Origin of the sequence: Streptomyces sp. NPDC015661, from assembly GCF_043077765.1 — a bacterium.
Taxonomy (GTDB): Bacteria; Actinomycetota; Actinomycetes; order Streptomycetales; family Streptomycetaceae; genus Streptomyces.
Map to the genome: position 1 here is coordinate 213402 of NZ_JBIBST010000012.1, position 17287 is coordinate 230688.

The 17287-nt window shown below is 73.6% G+C and carries 15 protein-coding genes and 1 riboswitch; of the genes, 6 read left to right on the plus strand and 9 right to left on the minus strand.

Annotated elements, in window-relative coordinates; genetic code table 11:
* Window positions 1–41: 41 nt before the first annotated feature.
* Both ACF07V_RS30445 and ACF07V_RS30450 read right to left on the minus strand, forming a co-directional pair.
* Window positions 42–665, minus strand: a complete 624-nt coding sequence (locus ACF07V_RS30445) for an FMN reductase (RefSeq protein WP_392158892.1) — start codon at window positions 663–665, stop codon at window positions 42–44.
* Window positions 666–670: 5 nt separating this feature from the next.
* A complete protein-coding gene (locus ACF07V_RS30450) occupies window positions 671–1753 on the minus strand; it encodes an LLM class flavin-dependent oxidoreductase (protein WP_392158893.1) in 1083 nt (360 codons plus the stop codon).
* Between the two features lie 181 nt (window positions 1754–1934).
* On the opposite strand from ACF07V_RS30450, the gene ACF07V_RS30455 reads away from it, so the two are divergent.
* From ACF07V_RS30455 to cobM, 3 genes are read left to right on the plus strand one after another with little or no spacing between them, the layout of a single operon-like run.
* Window positions 1935–2075 carry a DUF6126 family protein gene (locus ACF07V_RS30455; RefSeq protein ID WP_392158894.1) on the plus strand — a complete coding sequence of 47 codons (141 nt, stop codon included), beginning with the start codon at window positions 1935–1937 and terminating at the stop codon, window positions 2073–2075.
* A 48-nt stretch (window positions 2076–2123) separates the two neighbouring features.
* Window positions 2124–3359: a precorrin-6y C5,15-methyltransferase (decarboxylating) subunit CbiE gene (gene cbiE / locus ACF07V_RS30460; protein ID WP_392158895.1), complete on the plus strand. Its 1236-nt coding sequence runs from the start codon at window positions 2124–2126 to the stop codon at window positions 3357–3359.
* Window positions 3356–4105 carry a precorrin-4 C(11)-methyltransferase gene (gene cobM, locus ACF07V_RS30465; protein ID WP_392158896.1) on the plus strand — a complete coding sequence of 250 codons (750 nt, stop codon included), beginning with the start codon at window positions 3356–3358 and terminating at the stop codon, window positions 4103–4105. Before cbiE ends, cobM begins: the two co-directional genes overlap by 4 nt.
* Before the next feature lie 24 nt (window positions 4106–4129).
* Here cobM and ACF07V_RS30470 read toward each other — a convergent pair whose 3' ends face one another.
* Window positions 4130–4204 (minus strand): 50S ribosomal protein bL37, encoded by a 75-nt coding sequence (locus ACF07V_RS30470; protein ID WP_099895366.1) that lies wholly within the window; start codon window positions 4202–4204, stop codon window positions 4130–4132.
* A 66-nt stretch (window positions 4205–4270) separates the two neighbouring features.
* Here ACF07V_RS30470 and ACF07V_RS30475 point away from each other — a divergent pair, with 66 nt between their 5' ends.
* Window positions 4271–4984, plus strand: a complete 714-nt coding sequence (locus ACF07V_RS30475) for a hypothetical protein (RefSeq protein ID WP_392158897.1) — start codon at window positions 4271–4273, stop codon at window positions 4982–4984.
* Here the strand turns inward: ACF07V_RS30475 and ACF07V_RS30480 are convergent.
* Both ACF07V_RS30480 and ACF07V_RS30485 read right to left on the minus strand, forming a co-directional pair.
* Window positions 4969–5532, minus strand: a complete 564-nt coding sequence (locus ACF07V_RS30480) for a GNAT family N-acetyltransferase (protein ID WP_392158898.1) — start codon at window positions 5530–5532, stop codon at window positions 4969–4971. The two genes, ACF07V_RS30475 and ACF07V_RS30480, sit on opposite strands and share 16 nt — an antisense overlap.
* 41 nt (window positions 5533–5573) lie before the next feature.
* A complete protein-coding gene (locus ACF07V_RS30485) occupies window positions 5574–6692 on the minus strand; it encodes a cobalt-precorrin-5B (C(1))-methyltransferase (protein WP_392158899.1) in 1119 nt (372 codons plus the stop codon).
* Between the two features lie 12 nt (window positions 6693–6704).
* Between ACF07V_RS30485 and ACF07V_RS30490 the strand changes: the two genes are divergently transcribed.
* Window positions 6705–7427 carry a cobalt-precorrin-6A reductase gene (locus ACF07V_RS30490; protein WP_392158900.1) on the plus strand — a complete coding sequence of 241 codons (723 nt, stop codon included), beginning with the start codon at window positions 6705–6707 and terminating at the stop codon, window positions 7425–7427.
* Window positions 7428–7434: 7 nt separating this feature from the next.
* On the opposite strand, the gene ACF07V_RS30495 is transcribed toward ACF07V_RS30490, so the two are convergent.
* From ACF07V_RS30495 to ACF07V_RS30510, 4 genes are all read right to left on the minus strand, one after another.
* The gene (locus ACF07V_RS30495; protein ID WP_392158901.1) at window positions 7435–9846 is read right to left on the minus strand and encodes a PA14 domain-containing protein; all 2412 of its coding nucleotides are present in this window, start codon (window positions 9844–9846) and stop codon (window positions 7435–7437) included.
* 120 nt (window positions 9847–9966) lie between these two features.
* A complete protein-coding gene (locus ACF07V_RS30500; RefSeq protein ID WP_392158902.1) occupies window positions 9967–11460 on the minus strand; it encodes a precorrin-2 C(20)-methyltransferase in 1494 nt (497 codons plus the stop codon).
* A complete protein-coding gene (locus tag ACF07V_RS30505) occupies window positions 11457–12110 on the minus strand; it encodes a precorrin-8X methylmutase (protein WP_392158903.1) in 654 nt (217 codons plus the stop codon). The genes ACF07V_RS30500 and ACF07V_RS30505 overlap by 4 nt, the downstream gene beginning before the upstream one ends.
* Window positions 12107–13342 (minus strand): cobalamin biosynthesis protein CobG, encoded by a 1236-nt coding sequence (locus tag ACF07V_RS30510; RefSeq protein WP_392158904.1) that lies wholly within the window; start codon window positions 13340–13342, stop codon window positions 12107–12109. The genes ACF07V_RS30505 and ACF07V_RS30510 overlap by 4 nt, the downstream gene beginning before the upstream one ends.
* 79 nt (window positions 13343–13421) lie before the next feature.
* Window positions 13422–13555, plus strand: a riboswitch (cobalamin riboswitch).
* A gap of 40 nt (window positions 13556–13595) precedes the next feature.
* Here ACF07V_RS30510 and cobN point away from each other — a divergent pair.
* Entirely contained in the window at window positions 13596–17213 is a 3618-nt protein-coding gene (gene cobN, locus ACF07V_RS30515; protein ID WP_392158905.1) for a cobaltochelatase subunit CobN, read from the plus strand.
* Window positions 17214–17287 lie beyond the last annotated feature (74 nt).

Here is a 17287-nt window from a genome sequence, read left to right on the forward strand (position 1 = left end):
CGTTTCGTCGCTGCCAGTGGGGGCCAACGTAACAAAAGCGGTCAGTCCAGGCGCAGATCCGCCAATTGCTTCTCGAACGGGATGATCTCCTCCTCGTCGGTCCGCCGGGCCGGCCGCGCCGCGACGGTGTCCGCGAACTCGTTGCCCGCCCGGGTGATCCGCGCCGGCAGCCCCTCCGTGTACTCGTCGCCGCCCGAGCCCCAGTCCTCCGAGGCCGCGTAGACGGCGGTGGGGGAGACGGAGGCGCGGAGGTAGGCGAAGAGGGGGCGCAGGGCGTGGTCCAGGACCAGGGAGTGGCGGGCCGTGCCGCCGGTCGCGCCGATGAGGACCGGGGTGCCGCTCAGCGCGGTCGGGTCGATCAGGTCGAAGAAGGACTTGAACAGGCCGCTGTACGAGGCGGTGAAGACCGGGGTCACCGCGATGACGCCGTCCGCGGACGTGACCGTGTCGATCGCCTCCTGGAGCGCGCCCGACGGGAAGCCCGTCACGAAGTTCTTCGCGATGTCGACGGCCAGGTCGCGCAGTTCGACGACCTGGACGTCGACGGCGTACTCCTGCTCGGCCAGCCGGTACCGGGCCGCCTGGAGCAGCCGGTCGGCGAGCAGCCGGGTGGAGGAGGGGGAGCTCAGTCCGGCCGACACGGCGACCAGCTTCAACGTCTGCATGGGTTTCAGACCTCCTCGGTGGTGCGGGTGACGGCGGGGTGGAGCGGGGCGGTCTCCGGTACGCCGGCGGGCCGCAGGTTCGCGAACTCCTTGCGCAGCACCGGGACGACCTCCTCGCCGAGGATGTCGAGCTGCTCCAGGACCGTCTTGAGGGGCAGTCCGGCGTGGTCGACGAGGAACAGCTGGCGCTGGTAGTCGCCGACGTACTCGCGGAAGGACAGGGTGCGTTCGATGACCTCCTGCGGGGAGCCGACGGTCAGCGGGGTCTCGCGGCTGAACTCCTCCAGGCTGGGACCGTGGCCGTAGACCGGGGCGTTGTCGAAGTACGGGCGGAACTCCCGTACCGCGTCCTGCGAGTTCTTCCGCAGGAAGACCTGGCCGCCGAGGCCGACGATGGCCTGCTCGGGGGTGCCGTGGCCGTAGTGCGCGTACCGCTGCCGGTAGAGGCGGACCATCTTCTCGGTGTGCTGCTTGGGCCAGAAGATGTGGTTCGCGAAGAAGCCGTCGCCGTAGTAGGCGGCCTGTTCGGCGATCTCGGGGGAGCGGATGGAGCCGTGCCAGACGAACGGGGGGACGCCGTCGAGGGGGCGCGGGGTGGACGTGAAGCCCTGGAGGGCGCTGCGGAACTTGCCCTCCCAGTCGACGACGTCCTCCCTCCACAGCTTGTGGAGGAGCGCGTAGTTCTCGATGGCGAGCGGGATGCCCTGGCGGATGTCCTGGCCGAACCACGGGTAGACCGGGCCGGTGTTGCCGCGGCCCATCATCAGGTCCACGCGGCCGTCGGCGAGGTGCTGGAGGGTCGCGTAGTCCTCGGCGATCTTCACCGGGTCGTTGGTGGTGATGAGGGTGGTCGAGGTGGAGAGGATCAGGTTCTCCGTGCGGGCGGCTATGTGCCCCAGGAGGGTCGTCGGGGAGGACGGGACGAACGGCGGGTTGTGGTGCTCGCCGGTCGCGAAGACGTCGAGCCCGACCTCCTCGGCCTTGAGCGCGATCGCGACGGTGTTCTTGATGCGCTCGTGCTCGCTGGGGGTGCGGCCGGTGGTGGGGTCGGTCGTCACGTCGCCGACGGTGAAGATCCCGAACTGCATCGTGCTCACCTCTCGCGGTGTCTGCCTTGCGGCCTGTTGGTTGAATCTTAAACCATCACGTCCAACGGTGCGACCCCCTCCCCTATTCCGGCCCGCGCCCGGCACCCCCCTTCCGACCCGCGCCCGGCACCCCCCTTCCGGCCCGCGCCCGGCCCGCCCGGACGCCCGTACCCTGGACCCCATGACCGAGAAGGCGCACGACAACGAACGCTGGAAAGAGCGGGGCGTGATGCTCCGCGTCTTCGTGTACGTCTTCGCCACACACGCCTTCGCCGGCTTCGTCTGGCTGCTCTTCTACGTCGGGCAGAACGCCCAGAAGTGAGGGCCGCCACGTGCCGCCCACCTGCGACCCTCACGTAGAGTCCCCGACGTGAACGCTGCGATATCGGTGGTGTCGGTCGTCGGGATCGGCGCGGACGGCTGGGACGGGCTCCCCGAGAGCTCCCGCCGGGTCCTGCGCGCCGCCGAGGTCCTCATCGGCGCCCCCCGCCAGCTGGACCTCCTCCCCGCCGCCGACTGCCCCGGCGAGCGGATCACCTGGCCCTCCCCCCTCCGCCCCGCCGTCCCCGGACTGCTCGCCGCCCACGAGGGCCGCGCGACCGCCGTCCTCGCCAGCGGAGACCCGAGCTTCCACGGCATCGCCCGCACCCTCACCGAGGCGGGGGGCGCCCGGGACCTGGACATCCACCCGCACCCGTCCTCCGTCTCGTACGCCTGCGCCCGCCTCGGCTGGCCGCTGGAGGCCACCGAGACGGTCTCGCTCGTCGCCCGGCCCCTCGCCGCGCTCTCCGGCGCCCTCCACGACGGCCGCCGCCTGCTCGTCCTCAGCGAAGGCGCCGGCACGGCCGCACGCGTCGCGGAGCTGCTGCGCACGACCGGCTGGGGCGGCACCCGGATCCGTGTCCTCGAACAGCTCGGCGGCCCCGCCGAGCGGCTCCTCGACGGAACCGCCGCCGACTGGCCCCACGAGCGGACCGACGCCCTCAACGTCCTCGCCCTCGACTGCGTGCGCGACCCGGACGCCCTGCGGCTCGGCGCCGTGCCCGGACTCCCCGACGAGGCGTACGAGCACGACGGCCAGCTCACCAAGCGGTACGTGCGCGCGGCCACCCTCGCCGCCCTCGCCCCGGCCCCCGGCGAACTCCTCTGGGACGTCGGCGGCGGCTCCGGCTCCATCGGCGTCGAATGGATGCGGACCCACCGCTCCTGCCGGGCGATCGCGGTCGAGAGGTCCCCGGAACGGGCCGCCCGCATCGCCCGCAACGCCGACACGCTGGGCGTCCCGGGCCTCAGGGTCGTCACGGCCGCCGCACCGGCGGGCCTGGCGGGCCTGGAGACCCCCGACGCGATCTTCATCGGCGGCGGCCTCACCGCCCCCGGTCTGCTCGACACCTGCTGGGAGGCCCTGCCGCCCGGCGGCCGGCTCGTCGCGAACACCGTGACGCTGGAATCCGAGGCGCTGCTCGCCGACCGCTACCGCCGGCACGGCGGCGAACTGGTCCGGCTCGCCGTCTCCACCGCCGTGCCCGTGGGCGGCTTCACCGGCTGGCGCCAGGCCATGCCCGTCACGCAGTGGTCCGTAACGAAGGGTTCTACCGACTCATGACCGTCTACTTCATCGGCGCGGGGCCCGGCGCGGCCGACCTCATCACCCTGCGCGGCGCGCGGACCCTCGCTACGTGCGGGGTCTGCCTGTACGCGGGCTCGCTCGTCCCCACGGAGCTCCTCGCGGAGTGCCCGCCGGACGCGAAGCTCGTCGACACGGCGAAGCTGGACCTCGACCAGATCGTCGCGGAGATCACCGCCGCGCACGAGGCCGGCCAGGACGTGGCCCGGCTGCACTCCGGCGACCCCTCGGTCTTCAGCGCGGTCGCGGAGCAGATGCGCCGCCTGGACGCGGCCGGGATTCCGTACGAGGTCGTGCCGGGCGTCCCGGCGTTCGCGGCGGCCGCGGCGGCGCTGAAGCGGGAGCTGACGGTCCCGACCGTCGGCCAGACGGTCATCCTCACCCGCATCGCCCAGCAGGCCACCCCGATGCCGGAGGGCGAGGACCTCGCGACCCTCGGCCGCAGCGGCGCCCTGCTCGTCCTGCACCTGGGCGCCCGCTACATCGACCGGATCGTCTCCGAGCTGGTCCCCCACTACGGTGCCGACTGCCCGACGGCCGTCGTCGCGATGGCCAGCCGGCCGGACGAGGTGATCCTGCGCGGCACCCTCGACGACATCGCGGAGCAGGTGCGGACGGCGGGCATCACGAAGACGGCGGTGATCATCGTCGGCCGTACGCTCGCGGCCTCGGAGTTCCGCGACAGCCACCTGTACGACCCGGCGAGGGACCGCCACACCTGCTGACGGTCCCGACCCCGGCCCGACGCCTCAGGCGTTGGGCCGCTTGCCGTGGTTCGCCTTCTTCTTCTTGCGGGCCCGCTTCTTGTTGCCGCGCTTCGCCATGGGACGGACTCCCTCTCGCTCGGGGGGCTGGTGCTCGTAAGCCTAGGTTCGTGACCAGGGGGCCGCATGTCGGCTGTCGGTGCCGTGCTGTCTCATGGACACGTGACTGTTGACGACGTGGCCCGGGCGCTGCCGGGCATCGAGGAACTGCGCGACCACTCCCGGGGGCTCGCGATGCTGGACGCCGTGCTGAGCCCGGAGTGGGAGGGCCGGTACTACTCCTTCGACGCGCACTGGTCGGAGACGGAGCAGCTGGCGTCGATGCGCGACGGCTCCGGGAGCGAGTACACGATCGTCCTGTCGCCGGCCGGGGCGTACGCGCGCGTCTTCGACCACGAGTCGCCGATCAGCCCGTACGGGCCGCTCGCGGACGGGCAGACCTGGCCCGGGGTGCTCGACGGGGTCCCGGAGGCCTTCCGGGAGTACCTGACGGAGCCGGCGTTCACGGACGAGGACGGGGTGCACGTGACCACCGCCTGCCTGTGGCGCGAGGCCACGGACACGGCCTGGCGGACCGGGCCGGTCGCCTTCCCGGACCTGGACGGCCACGAGGACCCGGACGGCTCCGGTCGCCTCCTCCACCTGCTCATGGACCGCTCGGCGGAGGCGTACGCCGCATGGGCGTCCGACTACTACGAGCAGCCGGTCGACATCGAGGCCGTACGCCACGTCCTGGCCCTGCGCCCGCTGACGCCGGAGCTGGTGGCGGCCCTCAACCCGGAGGCGCCCCTCGCCGACCTGGCCGAGGACATCGCGGAGATCGGCTACCCGACGGCCTGACGGGCCCCGGCCCACTCCGGGGCGAGCACCGACATCACCGTCGCGTCCACCCGCTCCCCCTCCCACAGCAGTGCGCCCCGCAGCACGCCCTCCGCGCGGAAGCCGGCCTTCTCGTACGCGCGGCGGGCGCGGGGGTTGAAGGCGTACACCTCCAGCCAGATCCGGTACAGGCCGAGCGTCTCGAAGCCGTGGCCGACGATCAGCCGGGTCGCCTCCGTGCCGAGGCCCCGGCCGACGGCGTCCGGGACGAAGGCGATCCGGAAGGCGCAGCTCTCGTTGGAGGGGTCCCACTCGTTGAGGACGGCCTCGCCGACGACCCGCCCGGTCGCCCGCTCGACCACGGCCAGGTCGAGCCGGTCGCCCTGCGCGGCCCGCGAGCCGTACCACTTCAGCAGCGTCGCCTCGTCGAAGCGTGTGTGGCTCCCGGTCAGCCGGGTGACTTCGGGGTCCTCGAACAGGGGCAGCAGCGCGGGCACGTCCGCCTCGGTGACGGGACGGAGCACCACCAGGTCACCGGTGAGGGTGGGCTTGTACGAGAAGTCGGTCATCCCCGGATTCTCGATGCGCGGTCGCCGCGCTGTCGTGCGGTTTACGGCCCCGCCACCGACGAACGTCCCACGACCGTCCCCGCGCGGTCGATGCAGATCACGTCCACTGCGACCGGCGCGCCGCGCAGGACGGCCAGGGCCTCGTCGCGGGCCCGGGCGGCGACCAGGTCGCCCAGGGGGACGGCGGCGGCCTCGCAGAGGCGGAGGGCGGCGAGGCCGGTGTTGGCCTCGGCGATCTCGGCGGTCAGGGACTCCGACGCGCCGCCCGTGCGGGCCAGGTCCGCGAGGAAGGCCTTGTCGACCTGGGAGCGGGCCGAGTGCAGGTCCAGGTGGCCCGCGGCCAGTTTGGAGAGCTTGGCGAAGCCGCCGCAGATCGTGAGCCGGTCGACGGGGTGGCGGCGGATGTACTTGAGGACGGCGCCCGCGAAGTCGCCCATGTCGAGGAGGGCGATCTCGGGGAGGTCGTAGATCTCCGTGACCGTGCGCTCCGACGTCGAGCCCGTGCAGCCCGCCACGTGGGTGAGGCCGCCCGCGCGGGCCACGTCGACGCCCCGGCGGATCGAGTCGATCCAGGCGGAGCAGGAGTACGGGACGACGACGCCGGTCGTGCCGAGGATCGACAGGCCGCCGAGGATGCCGATGCGGGGGTTCCAGGTGGAGCGGGCGATCTCGGCGCCGTTGTCGACGGAGACGGTGATCTCGACGTCGCCGCTTCCTCCGTGCCGGGCGGCGACCTCCGCCACGTGCTCGCGCATCAGCTGCCGGGGGACGGGGTTGATGGCGGGTTCGCCGACATCCAGGGGGAGGCCCGGGAGGGTCACCGTGCCGACGCCCTCGCCCGCGCGGAAGACGACGCCGGAGCCGGCCGGCAGGAGCCGTACCGTCGAGCGGATCACGGCCCCGTGCGTGACGTCGGGGTCGTCGCCCGCGTCCTTGACGACGGCGGCCATGGCGGAGCCGCCCGACAGGGACTCGGCGGTCAGCGCGAAGGACGGCGTCTGGCCCTTCGGCAGGGTGATCGTCACCGGGTCGGGGAAGTCGCCGGTGAGCAGGGCGGTGTACGCGGCGGTGGTGGCCGCCGTCGCGCAGGCACCGGTCGTCCAGCCCGGGCGCAGGCCGGTGTGCTTGAGTTGGGCCTCACGCCCGCCGCCTGTACTCACGAAGAGGCTCCTGTGCACGTACTCATTCTCGGCGGGACCACCGAAGCCCGCGCCCTCGCCGGACTGCTGCACGGCCGGGTCCGGGTCACCAGCTCCCTCGCGGGGCGGGTGGCGAGCCCGCGGCTGCCGGCCGGGGAGGTCCGGATCGGCGGCTTCGGCGGGCCGGAGGGGCTCGCCGCGTGGCTGCGGGAGCACGCCGTGGACGCGGTCATCGACGCCACCCATCCCTTCGCCGAGCGGATCAGCTTCAACGCGGCCGGGGCGGCCGCCACCGCCCATGTTCCCCTGCTGGCCCTGCGCCGCCCCGGCTGGGGCCCGGTCGAGGGCGACGACTGGCGCTCGGTGAGGTCCCTGGAGGAGGCGGCGCGGGCCCTGGACGGCCTCGGCGACCGGGTCTTCCTGACGACGGGCCGCATGGGCCTCGCGGCCTTCGCCGACTGCCCGCAGTGGTTCCTGGTCCGCTCGGTGGACGCCCCGGACGCCCCGATGCCGGCCCGCACCGAGCTCCTCCTCGACCGGGGGCCGTTCACCCTGGACGGAGAGCGGGAGCTCCTCGCCCGGCACCGGATCGACGTCGTGGTGACGAAGGACAGCGGCGGCGCGGCGACGTCCCCGAAACTGACCGCGGCCCGCGAGGCGGGCCTCCCGGTCGTGGTCGTCCGCCGCCCCCCGGTCCCGGAGGGGGTACGGACGGCGGCGACCCCGGAGGAGGCCGCCGCCTGGGTGCTGCGGTAGAGGTCCGTCAGAGCCAGGAGGCCCAGATTCCGTACGCCTGTTCCCGGACGGAGACGTCGGCGCCCGAGGGGTCGGTGAAGACCACCCGGTAGTAGTAGAGGCCCCGCAGGTCCTCGTGCACCGACGTGTCGTAGTAGGTGCCCGGTGCACTGCTCACGGCGCCGGTGGTGAGGATGGTGTAGGTGCTTGTGGCCGGGTCCCAGCGCTCCACGCGGTACTGGGTGGCGGTCCCGCAGGGGACGGCGGATCCGTCGGAGCACCACCGGTCGATGCCGGGGTAGTTGGACTCACCGATCTCGGTGCTCGTCCAGCCCGGCGGCCGGGTGTCCGGCAGGGTGACGGTGATCTCCGCCGGGTGGAGGCCCTCCAGCTGGGGGTCCGGGTCGTAGGCGTCCATGGCGGCGACCCGGTAGGCGTGCTCACGGCCGTCGGGGATCGTCGGGCAGAGGATCTCGGTCTTGGTCATGGAGCTGCCCCACCAGCAGTTCCTCTTCCAGGACGTCTCACCGGTGGCGGGGTCGGTGGTGCTCTGCCACACCGCGTAGCCCTGGACGTCGTCGTCGGCGGGCGGGGTCCAGGTGAGGTGGACGCCGAGCGGGATCCGTTCGGCGGCCAGGTTCAGGACGGGGGCCGGGCGCTCGGTGTCCGGGGTGGTCGCCGTGGCGGCGGGTCCCGGCTGCGACGCGTGTCCGTACCGGTCGATCGTCACGACCCGGTACTCGTAGGTCGTCTCGGACTTGCCCTGGACGTCCCGGCAGCGGCCGTCGATCATCTTCCGGCCGGCGTACGCGGGAACGGTGTCGTCGGCCCACGTCCAGCTCACCTCGGGGTCCGTGAGCGGCTGGTCGTCCGAGGTGAAGGGCTTGCATCCGGCGACGACGCCGGTCTCGCCGGTCGCGGTGTCGGTGCGGATGATCCGGTAGGTGGGAAGGGGGGCCTGGTCGACGGTCCACGGGTCGGCGCCGAGCCACCAGATGTACACACCGCCGTCCGTCCTGGTCGCCGTCGTACGGAACGGCGGGATGGACTCGGCCCGTTCGGCCATCGACAGCGTGATCTCCACCGGGGCGGCGGCGTTGCCCTTCGCGTCGAGGGCCCGCACCGCGTACCGGTAGCTGTCGGCGACCGCGACCGACTGGCGCGGCACGACGTCGGTCGCCGTCGTGGTGTCTCCCGTGGGCAGGGCGTTCAGCTGGCCGCCGGTCGCCGGGTCGTACTGGAAGACCTGGTAGGAGGCGGCCCCGGCCACGGGGGCCCACGTCAGGTGGGGGACGCCCGACCGGTGGTCGACGCGGGCGCCGGTGACGGGCGCCGGGGGCGTCAGATCCGAGGTCGTGACGGTGGTGGCGGGCGAGTACGCGGACCAGTTCCCGGCGGCGTCGCGGGCCCGGCCCCGGTAGGTGACCTTGCTGCCGTCGGCGGGCTGGCCGGTGTCGCAGAAGGCGCCCTTGGCGCCGGAGTGGACCGTGGTCCAGGCGCCGGTCAGCGGGTTCTGGCGCTGGGCCTCGTACCAGGCGATGTCGGCCCCGTTCGCCGCGGTGGTGACGAGTTCGGGGGCCGCGTAGGGCAGGTTGTCCGGGCAGGCGTCCAGCATGACGGAGGGGGCGAGGGGCGGCGTCTTGTCGACCGAGGTGACGGGGAGGTCGGCGGAGCCCGGGGACTCGTTGCCGGCCTTGTCGACGGCCCGGATCTCGTAGAGGAAGCTCTGCCCGGTGGCGGGCGGGTGGTTCACGAAGGACGTGCCGGTGATCAGGGTCGTCGTGCTGCTTCGCGCCCAGGTGGTGGAGGTGTTCGGCCGCCGGTAGACGCGGTAACCGCCGAGGTCCATCTCCTTGTTGGGGGCCCAGCGCAGGGTGACCTGGTTGAGGGCCTTGTCGTACGCGACGGTGACGCCGGTCGGCGCGAGCGGGCGCACCTTGTCCACGGTCGCCGAAGTGCGGGGCGCATAGCCGAACTTGACGTTCGCGGCGCCCGTCCAGGCCGCGTAGTACACCGTGATGGTGTGGCGTCCGGACGGGATCGTGAGGTCGACCGTCTTCTTCTGGGTGGTGGAGACGTTCCTCCACAGGTCGATCCTGCGCACGCCGTCGACGTTGACGCGGATGCCGTCCTGGGCCTCGGCCGTGAGGGTGAAGGGGCCGCCGGAGCCGAAGTCGCGGGTCACCGACCAGCGGACGGAGAAGTTGTCCACGGGCAGGGTGACGCCGGCCGGGTCGCCGTAGCCGTAGTTCTCGGCGATCGCACTGTCGCAGGTGGTCAGCTTGGGCGTGCCGGTGAAGGTGGGGTTGGGGAAGTACTCCGCCTTCCACGCGGGCGCCGCGCAACTGACGGCCGCGGTGGCCGGGGTGGCGGTCAGGAGACCGCCGGAGGCGGCGAGCGCGGCCGTGACGGCCAGGGCGCTCAGCCGGGTACGCGTCATCACAGGGAGAGGGCCCTTTCCGGACCTACGTGAAGCAGGTGCAACAGGTGAACACCTGTGTGACTCACGAGGTGGGGGCAAGGTTGTCCCGCCCCCACCTCGGATCTCATGCATCGGATCTCAGCCGTACCGCCGCGGCGTCCACGTGATCGTGCGGCCGTCGCCCCGTTCGACCGCGCGTGTCTGCGAGGAGCCGATCAGGAGGAGGGTGCGCATGTCGACCTCGGAGGGGTCCAGGGTCTTCAGGGTCAGCACCCGGACGGACTGCTCGGGGCCGCCGACGTCGCGTGCGACGACCACCGGGGTCTCCGGGGCGCGGAGTTCGAGGAGGAGGTCGCGGGCGGCGGCCACCTGGTGGGTGCGGGACTTGGAGCCCGGGTTGTAGAGGGCGATGACGAGGTCGGCGCCGGCCGCCGCGCGGAGGCGGGCCTCGATGACGTCCCAGGGCTTGAGGCGGTCGGAGAGGGAGATGGTGGCGTAGTCGTGGCCCAGCGGGGCGCCGGCCGCGGCTGCCGCCGCGTTGGCGGCGGTGACCCCCGGGAGGACCCGTACGGGAACGTCCGCGTACTCCGGTTCGCAGGCCACCTCCAGGACCGCCGTCGCCATGGCGAAGACGCCCGGGTCGCCGCCGGAGACGACCGCGACCTTCCGGCCGCGCCGGGCCAGGTCGAGGGCGAACTCGGCGCGCTCGGACTCGACCTTGTTGTCGGAGCCGTGCCGGATCTGGCCGGGGCGGAGGACGGGGACCCGGTCGAGGTACGTCGTGTAGCCGACGAGGACGTCGGCGTTGACGAGCGCGCCGCGCGACTCGGGGGTGAGCCAGGGTGCCCCGGCCGGGCCGGTGCCGACGACGGTGACCTCGCCCGTCTCCCGTACGGGAGGCTCCTGGTCGACACGGGAGGGGAGGACCGCGACGGAGAAGTACGGGACCGAGGAGGGGTCCACGTCCGTCAGCTGCTCCGTGCGCTCGCCCTGCATGAACGCCCGCTCCACATACCGGGCGTCGTCCAGCCGGCCCGCCCGCTCAAGCGCCCGCTTCACCGTCGGGAACGTGCGGCCGAGCTTCATCACGACCGCCGAGTCGGTGCCCGCGAGGCGGGCCGTCAGCTCGTCCTCCGGCAGGGTGCCGGGGATGATCGTGAGGACTTCCTCCGCCTCGCACAGCGGCTCGCCGAGCCGGGCGGCGGCGGCGCTGACGGAGGTCACGCCGGGGATGACGGTCGTGTCGTAGCGGTCGGCGAGCCGCTTGTGCATGTGCTGGTACGAGCCGTAGAACAGCGGGTCGCCCTCGGCGAGGACGGCGACGGTGCGGCCGGCGTCGAGGTGGGCGGCGAGCCGGGCCGAGGCCTCCTCGTAGAAGTCGTTCAGGGCGCCCCGGTAGCCGCCCGGGTGGTCCGTGGTCTCCACCGTGAGCGGGTACATCAGCCGCTCCTCGATGTGGTCCTCGCGGATGTGCTCGGCGGCGATGGAACGCGCTATCGAGCGGCCGTGGCGGGCCGAGTGGTAGGCGATCACGTCGGCGGAGGCGATGGCCTTCACGGCGGCGACCGTCATCAGGTTCGGGTCGCCGGGGCCGAGGCCGACCCCGTACAGCTTTCCGGTCACGGTGGTCATGCCTGGATCTCCGCTTCGTGGGCGAGGGCGTTGATCGCGGCGGCCGTCATCGCGCTGCCGCCGCGCCGGCCCCGTACGACCAGGTAGTCGAGGCCGAGGGTGTTCTCGGCCAGCGCGTCCTTGGACTCGGCGGCGCCGATGAAGCCGACCGGGATGCCGAGGACGGCGGCGGGCTTCCCCGCGCCCTTCGCGACCATCTCCAGGAGGTGGAAGAGGGCGGTCGGCGCGTTGCCGATGGCGACGACGGAGCCTTCGAGGCGGTCCCGCCACAGTTCGAGGGCGGCGGCCGAGCGGGTGGTGCCGAGCTCGGCGGCGAGGCCGGGGACGGCCGGGTCGGAGAGGGCGCAGAGCACCTCGTTGTCGGCGGGCAGCCGCTTGCGGGTGACGCCGCTGGCGACCATCTGGGCGTCGCAGAGGATGGGGGCGCCGGCCCGGAGGGCGGCGCGGGCGTTCGCGACGACCTGCGGCGAGTGGGCGATGTCCTGCACGAGGTCGGTCATGCCGCAGGCGTGGATCATCCGGACCGCCACCTGGGCGACGTCGGCGGGCAGGCCCGCGAGGTCCGCCTCGGCGCGGATGGTGGCAAAGGACCGGCGGTAGATCTCCGTCCCGTCCTTCTCGTAGTCGAACATCCTGGTGCTCTCGCTCATCTCGTGTGGGGCAGGCTGCGGGCCGCCGCGACTGCTGCGGTCAGGGAGGTGCGGGGGGTGGGGACGTCGTCCACCAGGTAGGTGTCGTCGCCGGTGGCGAGGACCTCGATCCAGGCGCCGTGCGGGTGCCCGCAGCGGCGCGCGCACCCGGAGAAGTGCACGGGCAGCGGCCCCGGGGGCGCGGCCAGCGCGTCCGTCCGGACGTCGGCGAGGGACTTGCCGCAGCCGGGGCGTCCGGTGCAGGCGGTGACGCCGGCGCCGGGGGCGTCGGGGCGGGTGATCAGCCCGTACGACGCGAGGGCGGGGAGTCGCGCGGGGTCCGCGGTGGCGACCGCGCCCCGCCACGGCGTGAGCCGCAGTTCGTCGGCACCCTCGGCCAGGGCCCGCAGCTGGGCGGCGGTGAGCCGGCCGAGCGGGGCGAGGACGTGCAGGGCGCGGTCGCCGAGCGGCCCGGGCGCGGGCGGCGGGGACACCGGAAGCGGCGGTACGGGTACGGGCTCCGCCGCGATCCCGGCCCGCGCGAGGGCCCCGGCCCAGTCGGGCACGTGCTCCTCGGGCAGCTCGTGCGGCCGCCAGGCCCCGTTCCCGGCGGCCTCGGCGGCGTCGAGGAAAGCGAGGGCGGCGGTGAGGGCGGCCCGGACGGCGTCGGCGGCGGCGAGCCGGAAGACCCGGGAGCCGAGCCACAACAGGACGGACCCGTCCGGTCCTGCGATCAAGCTCACATCGCCGCCGAGTCCGGCGACGTCCCCGCGCCCGTCGTCCAGGACGAACAGGAACCGTCCCGAAAGGGACGCCGCCCGGGGTTCGGCGCACAGGGCGCCGTCCAGCGCCCGGGCCCACAACTGCACGTCCGCGGAGCCGAGTCCGTCGAGTCCCGCCCCGGGCGAGGCCAGGATGTTGCGGACGCGCTCGTGGGTGGGGGAGGGCAGCAGGCCCGCCCCGGCCAGGAGGGCCGCGAGCTCCGCCCCGCAGTCCTCGGCGAGGCCGCGCAGCTCGGCGTTGCCGCGCGAGGTGATGCTGATCCGTCCGTCGCCGAGGGTCTCGGCGGCGCGGGCCAGCACCTCGGCCTGACGGGCCGTCAGTCGCCCTGCGGGCAGGCGCAGTCGGGCCAGGCGTCCGTCGTCGGCGGGGTGCAGGCGCAGCGCCCCGGGGCAGGCGTCGCCACGGTCCCGTATGCGAACTTCGCCCGGCTCGGGCGTCGGGGGTGGGGTGGGCGGCATGGCGGCGAGCATACCCACGGGGAACCGGCCGGCCACCGAGTGTGATCCGGTCGACCCCGCCGCTCCCTGGGGCCCGCCTACGCCACGATCTAGGATGCAGATCGGCATGGGGTCCCAGGACCCCGGGGAGGAAGCCCGGTGAGAATCCGGCGCGGTCCCGCCACTGTGAGCCCGTACCCGTGAGGGGACGGGTGAGTCAGGAACTCCCGCCGTCCATACGACCACCCGGGGCGCGGACAACCCCGAGGAAGGGCCTGAGCTCGCCATGCTCCTGCTGCTGTCGCACTCCGACACCGACCTGCTCAGCGCCCGCGCGGCCAACGCCGCCCAGGCCGAGGGAGCGGTCGCGTACCGCTTCGCCAACCCCTCCCGTCTCCCCCTCGCCGACCTCCCGGCCCTGCTCGACGGCGTCGACCTGGTCGTCGTCCGGCTCCTCGGCGGGCTCCGTTCCTGGCAGGAGGGGCTCGACACGGTCCTCGCCGCCGGAAAGCCGGTCGTCGTGCTCAGCGGCGAACAGGCCCCCGACGCCCAGCTGATGGAGGCCTCCACCGTCCCCGTCGGCGTCGCCACCGAGGCGCACGCCTATCTGGCGCACGGCGGTCCGACCAACCTGGAGCAGCTGGCCCGCTTCCTCTCCGACACCGTCCTGCTCACCGGCAACGGCTTCGAGGCCCCGGCGGCCGCCCCCACCTGGGGCCCGCTGGACCGGGTCGCGAAGGACACCGACGGGCCGACCGTCGCCGTGCTCTACTACCGCGCCCACCACATGAGCGGGAACACCGCCTTCGTCGACGCCCTGTGCGGCGCGATCGAGGACGCCGGCGCGCGGGCCCTCCCGCTGTACGTGGCGTCCCTGCGCGCCCCCGAGGCGGAGCTCGTCGAGACGCTGCGGGGAGCCGACGCGATCGTCACGACCGTCCTCGCCGCCGGTGGTACGAAGCCCGCCGAGGCGCAGGCCGGCGGCGACGAGGAGGCCTGGGACGCGGGCGCGCTCGCCGCGCTCGACGTGCCGATCCTCCAGGCCCTGTGCCTGACCGGCTCGCGCGCGAACTGGGAGGAGAACGACGAGGGCCTCTCCCCCCTCGACGCCGCCAGCCAGGTCGCCGTGCCCGAGTTCGACGGCCGGCTCATCACCGTCCCGTTCTCCTTCAAGGAGATCGACGCCGACGGTCTGCCCGCGTACGTCGCCGACGCCGAGCGCGCGGCCCGCGTCGCCGGGATCGCCGTCCGGCACGCCCGGCTCCGCCACATCCCGAACGCCGAGAAGCGGCTGGCGCTCGTCCTCTCCGCGTACCCGACGAAGCACTCCCGCATCGGCAACGCCGTCGGTCTGGACACCCCGGCCTCCGCCGTCTCCCTGCTCCGCCGCCTGATCGCCGAGGGCTACGACTTCGGGCCCGAGGCCGAGCTCCCCGGCCTGGTCTCCGGCGACGGCGACGAGCTGATCTACGCCCTCATCGAGGCCGGCGGCCACGACCAGGACTGGCTGACCGAGGAACAGCTCGCGAAGAACCCGGTCCGCATCCCGGCCGCCGACTACAAGCGCTGGTACGCGACCCTGCCCGCCGAGCTCCGCGAGCAGGTCGAGGAGCACTGGGGCCCGGCGCCCGGCGAGATGTTCCTCGACCGCTCCCGCAACCCGGAGGGCGACATCGTCCTCGCCGCACTGCGGCGCGGGAACCTCCTCGTCCTCATCCAGCCGCCGCGCGGCTTCGGCGAGAACCCGATCGCGATCTACCACGACCCCGATCTCCCGCCGTCCCACCACTACCTGGCCGCCTACCGCTGGATCGCCGCCCGCGCCGAGGACGGCGGTTTCGGCGCCGACGCCATGGTCCACCTGGGCAAGCACGGCAACCTGGAGTGGCTGCCCGGCAAGAACGCCGGCCTCTCCGCCGCCTGCGGCCCCGACGCGGCCCTCGGCGACCTGCCGCTGATCTACCCGTTCCTCGTCAACGACCCGGGCGAGGGCACCCAGGCCAAGCGCCGCGTCCACGCGACCCTCGTCGACCACCTGGTCCCGCCGATGGCCCGCGCCGACTCGTACGGCGACATCGCGCGCCTGGAGCAGCTGCTCGACGAGTACGCGCAGATCTCCTCCATGGACCCGGCGAAGCTGCCCGCGATCCGCGCCCAGATCTGGACCCTCATCCAGGCCGCCAAGCTCGACCACGACCTCGGCCTGGAGGAACGCCCCGAGGACGACGGCTTCGACGACTTCCTGCTGCACGTCGACGGCTGGCTGTGCGAGGTCAAGGACGCCCAGATCCGCGACGGCCTGCACGTCCTGGGCGGCGCACCGGAGGGCGAGGCCCGGGTCAACCTGGTCCTCTCCATCCTGCGCGCCCGCCAGATCTGGGGCGGTACGCAGGCACTGCCGGGCCTGCGCGAGGCGCTGGGCCTGGACGAGTCGGCCGCGACCCGCACCACCGCCGACGAGGCGGAGGCGAAGGCCCGCGAGCTGGTCGAGGCGATGGAGGCCGCGGACTGGTCCGTGGACGCGATCGACACGGTCGCCGCCGCGTACGGACCCGAGGTCCGCGAGGTGCTGTCCTTCGCCGCTCTCCAGGTCGTGCCGAGGCTCGCCGCCACCACCGACGAGCTCGCCCACGCCGTGCACGCCCTGAACGGCGGCTTCGTCCCGGCCGGCCCGTCCGGCTCCCCGCTGCGCGGCCTCGTCAACGTCCTGCCGACCGGCCGGAACTTCTACTCCGTCGACCCGAAGGCCGTGCCGTCCCGGCTGGCCTGGGAGACGGGCCAGGCGCTCGCCGACTCGCTGCTCACGCGCTACCGCGACGACAACGGCGAGTGGCCCACCTCCGTCGGCCTCTCCCTCTGGGGTACGAGCGCGATGCGCACCGCCGGCGACGACGTCGCCGAGGCGCTCGCCCTGCTCGGCGTCCGCCCGCTGTGGGACGAGGCCTCGCGCCGCGTGAACGGCCTGGAGCCGATCCCGCTCGCCGAGCTCGGCCGCCCCCGCGTCGACGTGACGCTGCGCATCTCGGGCTTCTTCCGCGACGCGTTCCCGCACGTCATCGGGCTCCTCGACGACGCCGTGCGGCTCGTCGCGGGCCTGGAGGGCGAGTCCGCCGAGGACAACTACGTACGGGCGCACGCGCAGGCCGACCTCGCCGAGCACGGCGACGAGCGGCGCGCCACCACCCGTATCTTCGGCTCCCGGCCGGGAACGTACGGCGCGGGCATCCTCCAGCTGATCGACTCGCGCGACTGGCGCACCGATGCCGACCTCGCCGAGGTCTACACCGTCTGGGGCGGTTACGCCTACGGCCGGGGCCTCGAAGGCCGGCCGGCGCGCGCCGAGATGGAGACCGCGTACAAGCGGATCGCCGTCGCCGCGAAGAACACGGACACCCGCGAGCACGACATCGCCGACTCCGACGACTACTTCCAGTACCACGGCGGCATGGTCGCGACCGTCCGCGCGCTCACGGGCACGGCCCCCGAGGCGTACATCGGCGACTCGACCCGCCCGGAGACCGTGCGCACCCGCACGCTGGTGGAGGAGACCAGCCGGGTCTTCCGCGCCCGTGTCGTGAACCCGCGCTGGATCGAGGCGATGCGCCGCCACGGCTACAAGGGCGCGTTCGAGCTGGCGGCGACCGTCGACTACCTCTTCGGGTACGACGCGACGACGGGGGTCGTCGCCGACTGGATGTACGACAAGCTCACGCAGGAGTACGTCCTCGACGAGACGAACCAGGCCTTCCTCAAGGAGGCCAACCCCTGGGCCCTGCACGGCATCGCGGAACGCCTCCTGGAGGCGGAGTCGCGGGGCATGTGGGAGAAGCCGGACCCGGAGACGCTGGCCGCGCTGCGGCAGGTGTTCCTGGAAACGGAGGGCGACCTGGAGGGCGACGACTAGCCCCGGCCTCAAGCCACCCGCCGTGTGGGCCTGCGCCCCGCCCGTGGGGGCAATTGTCCCGCAGGGCGGGACGG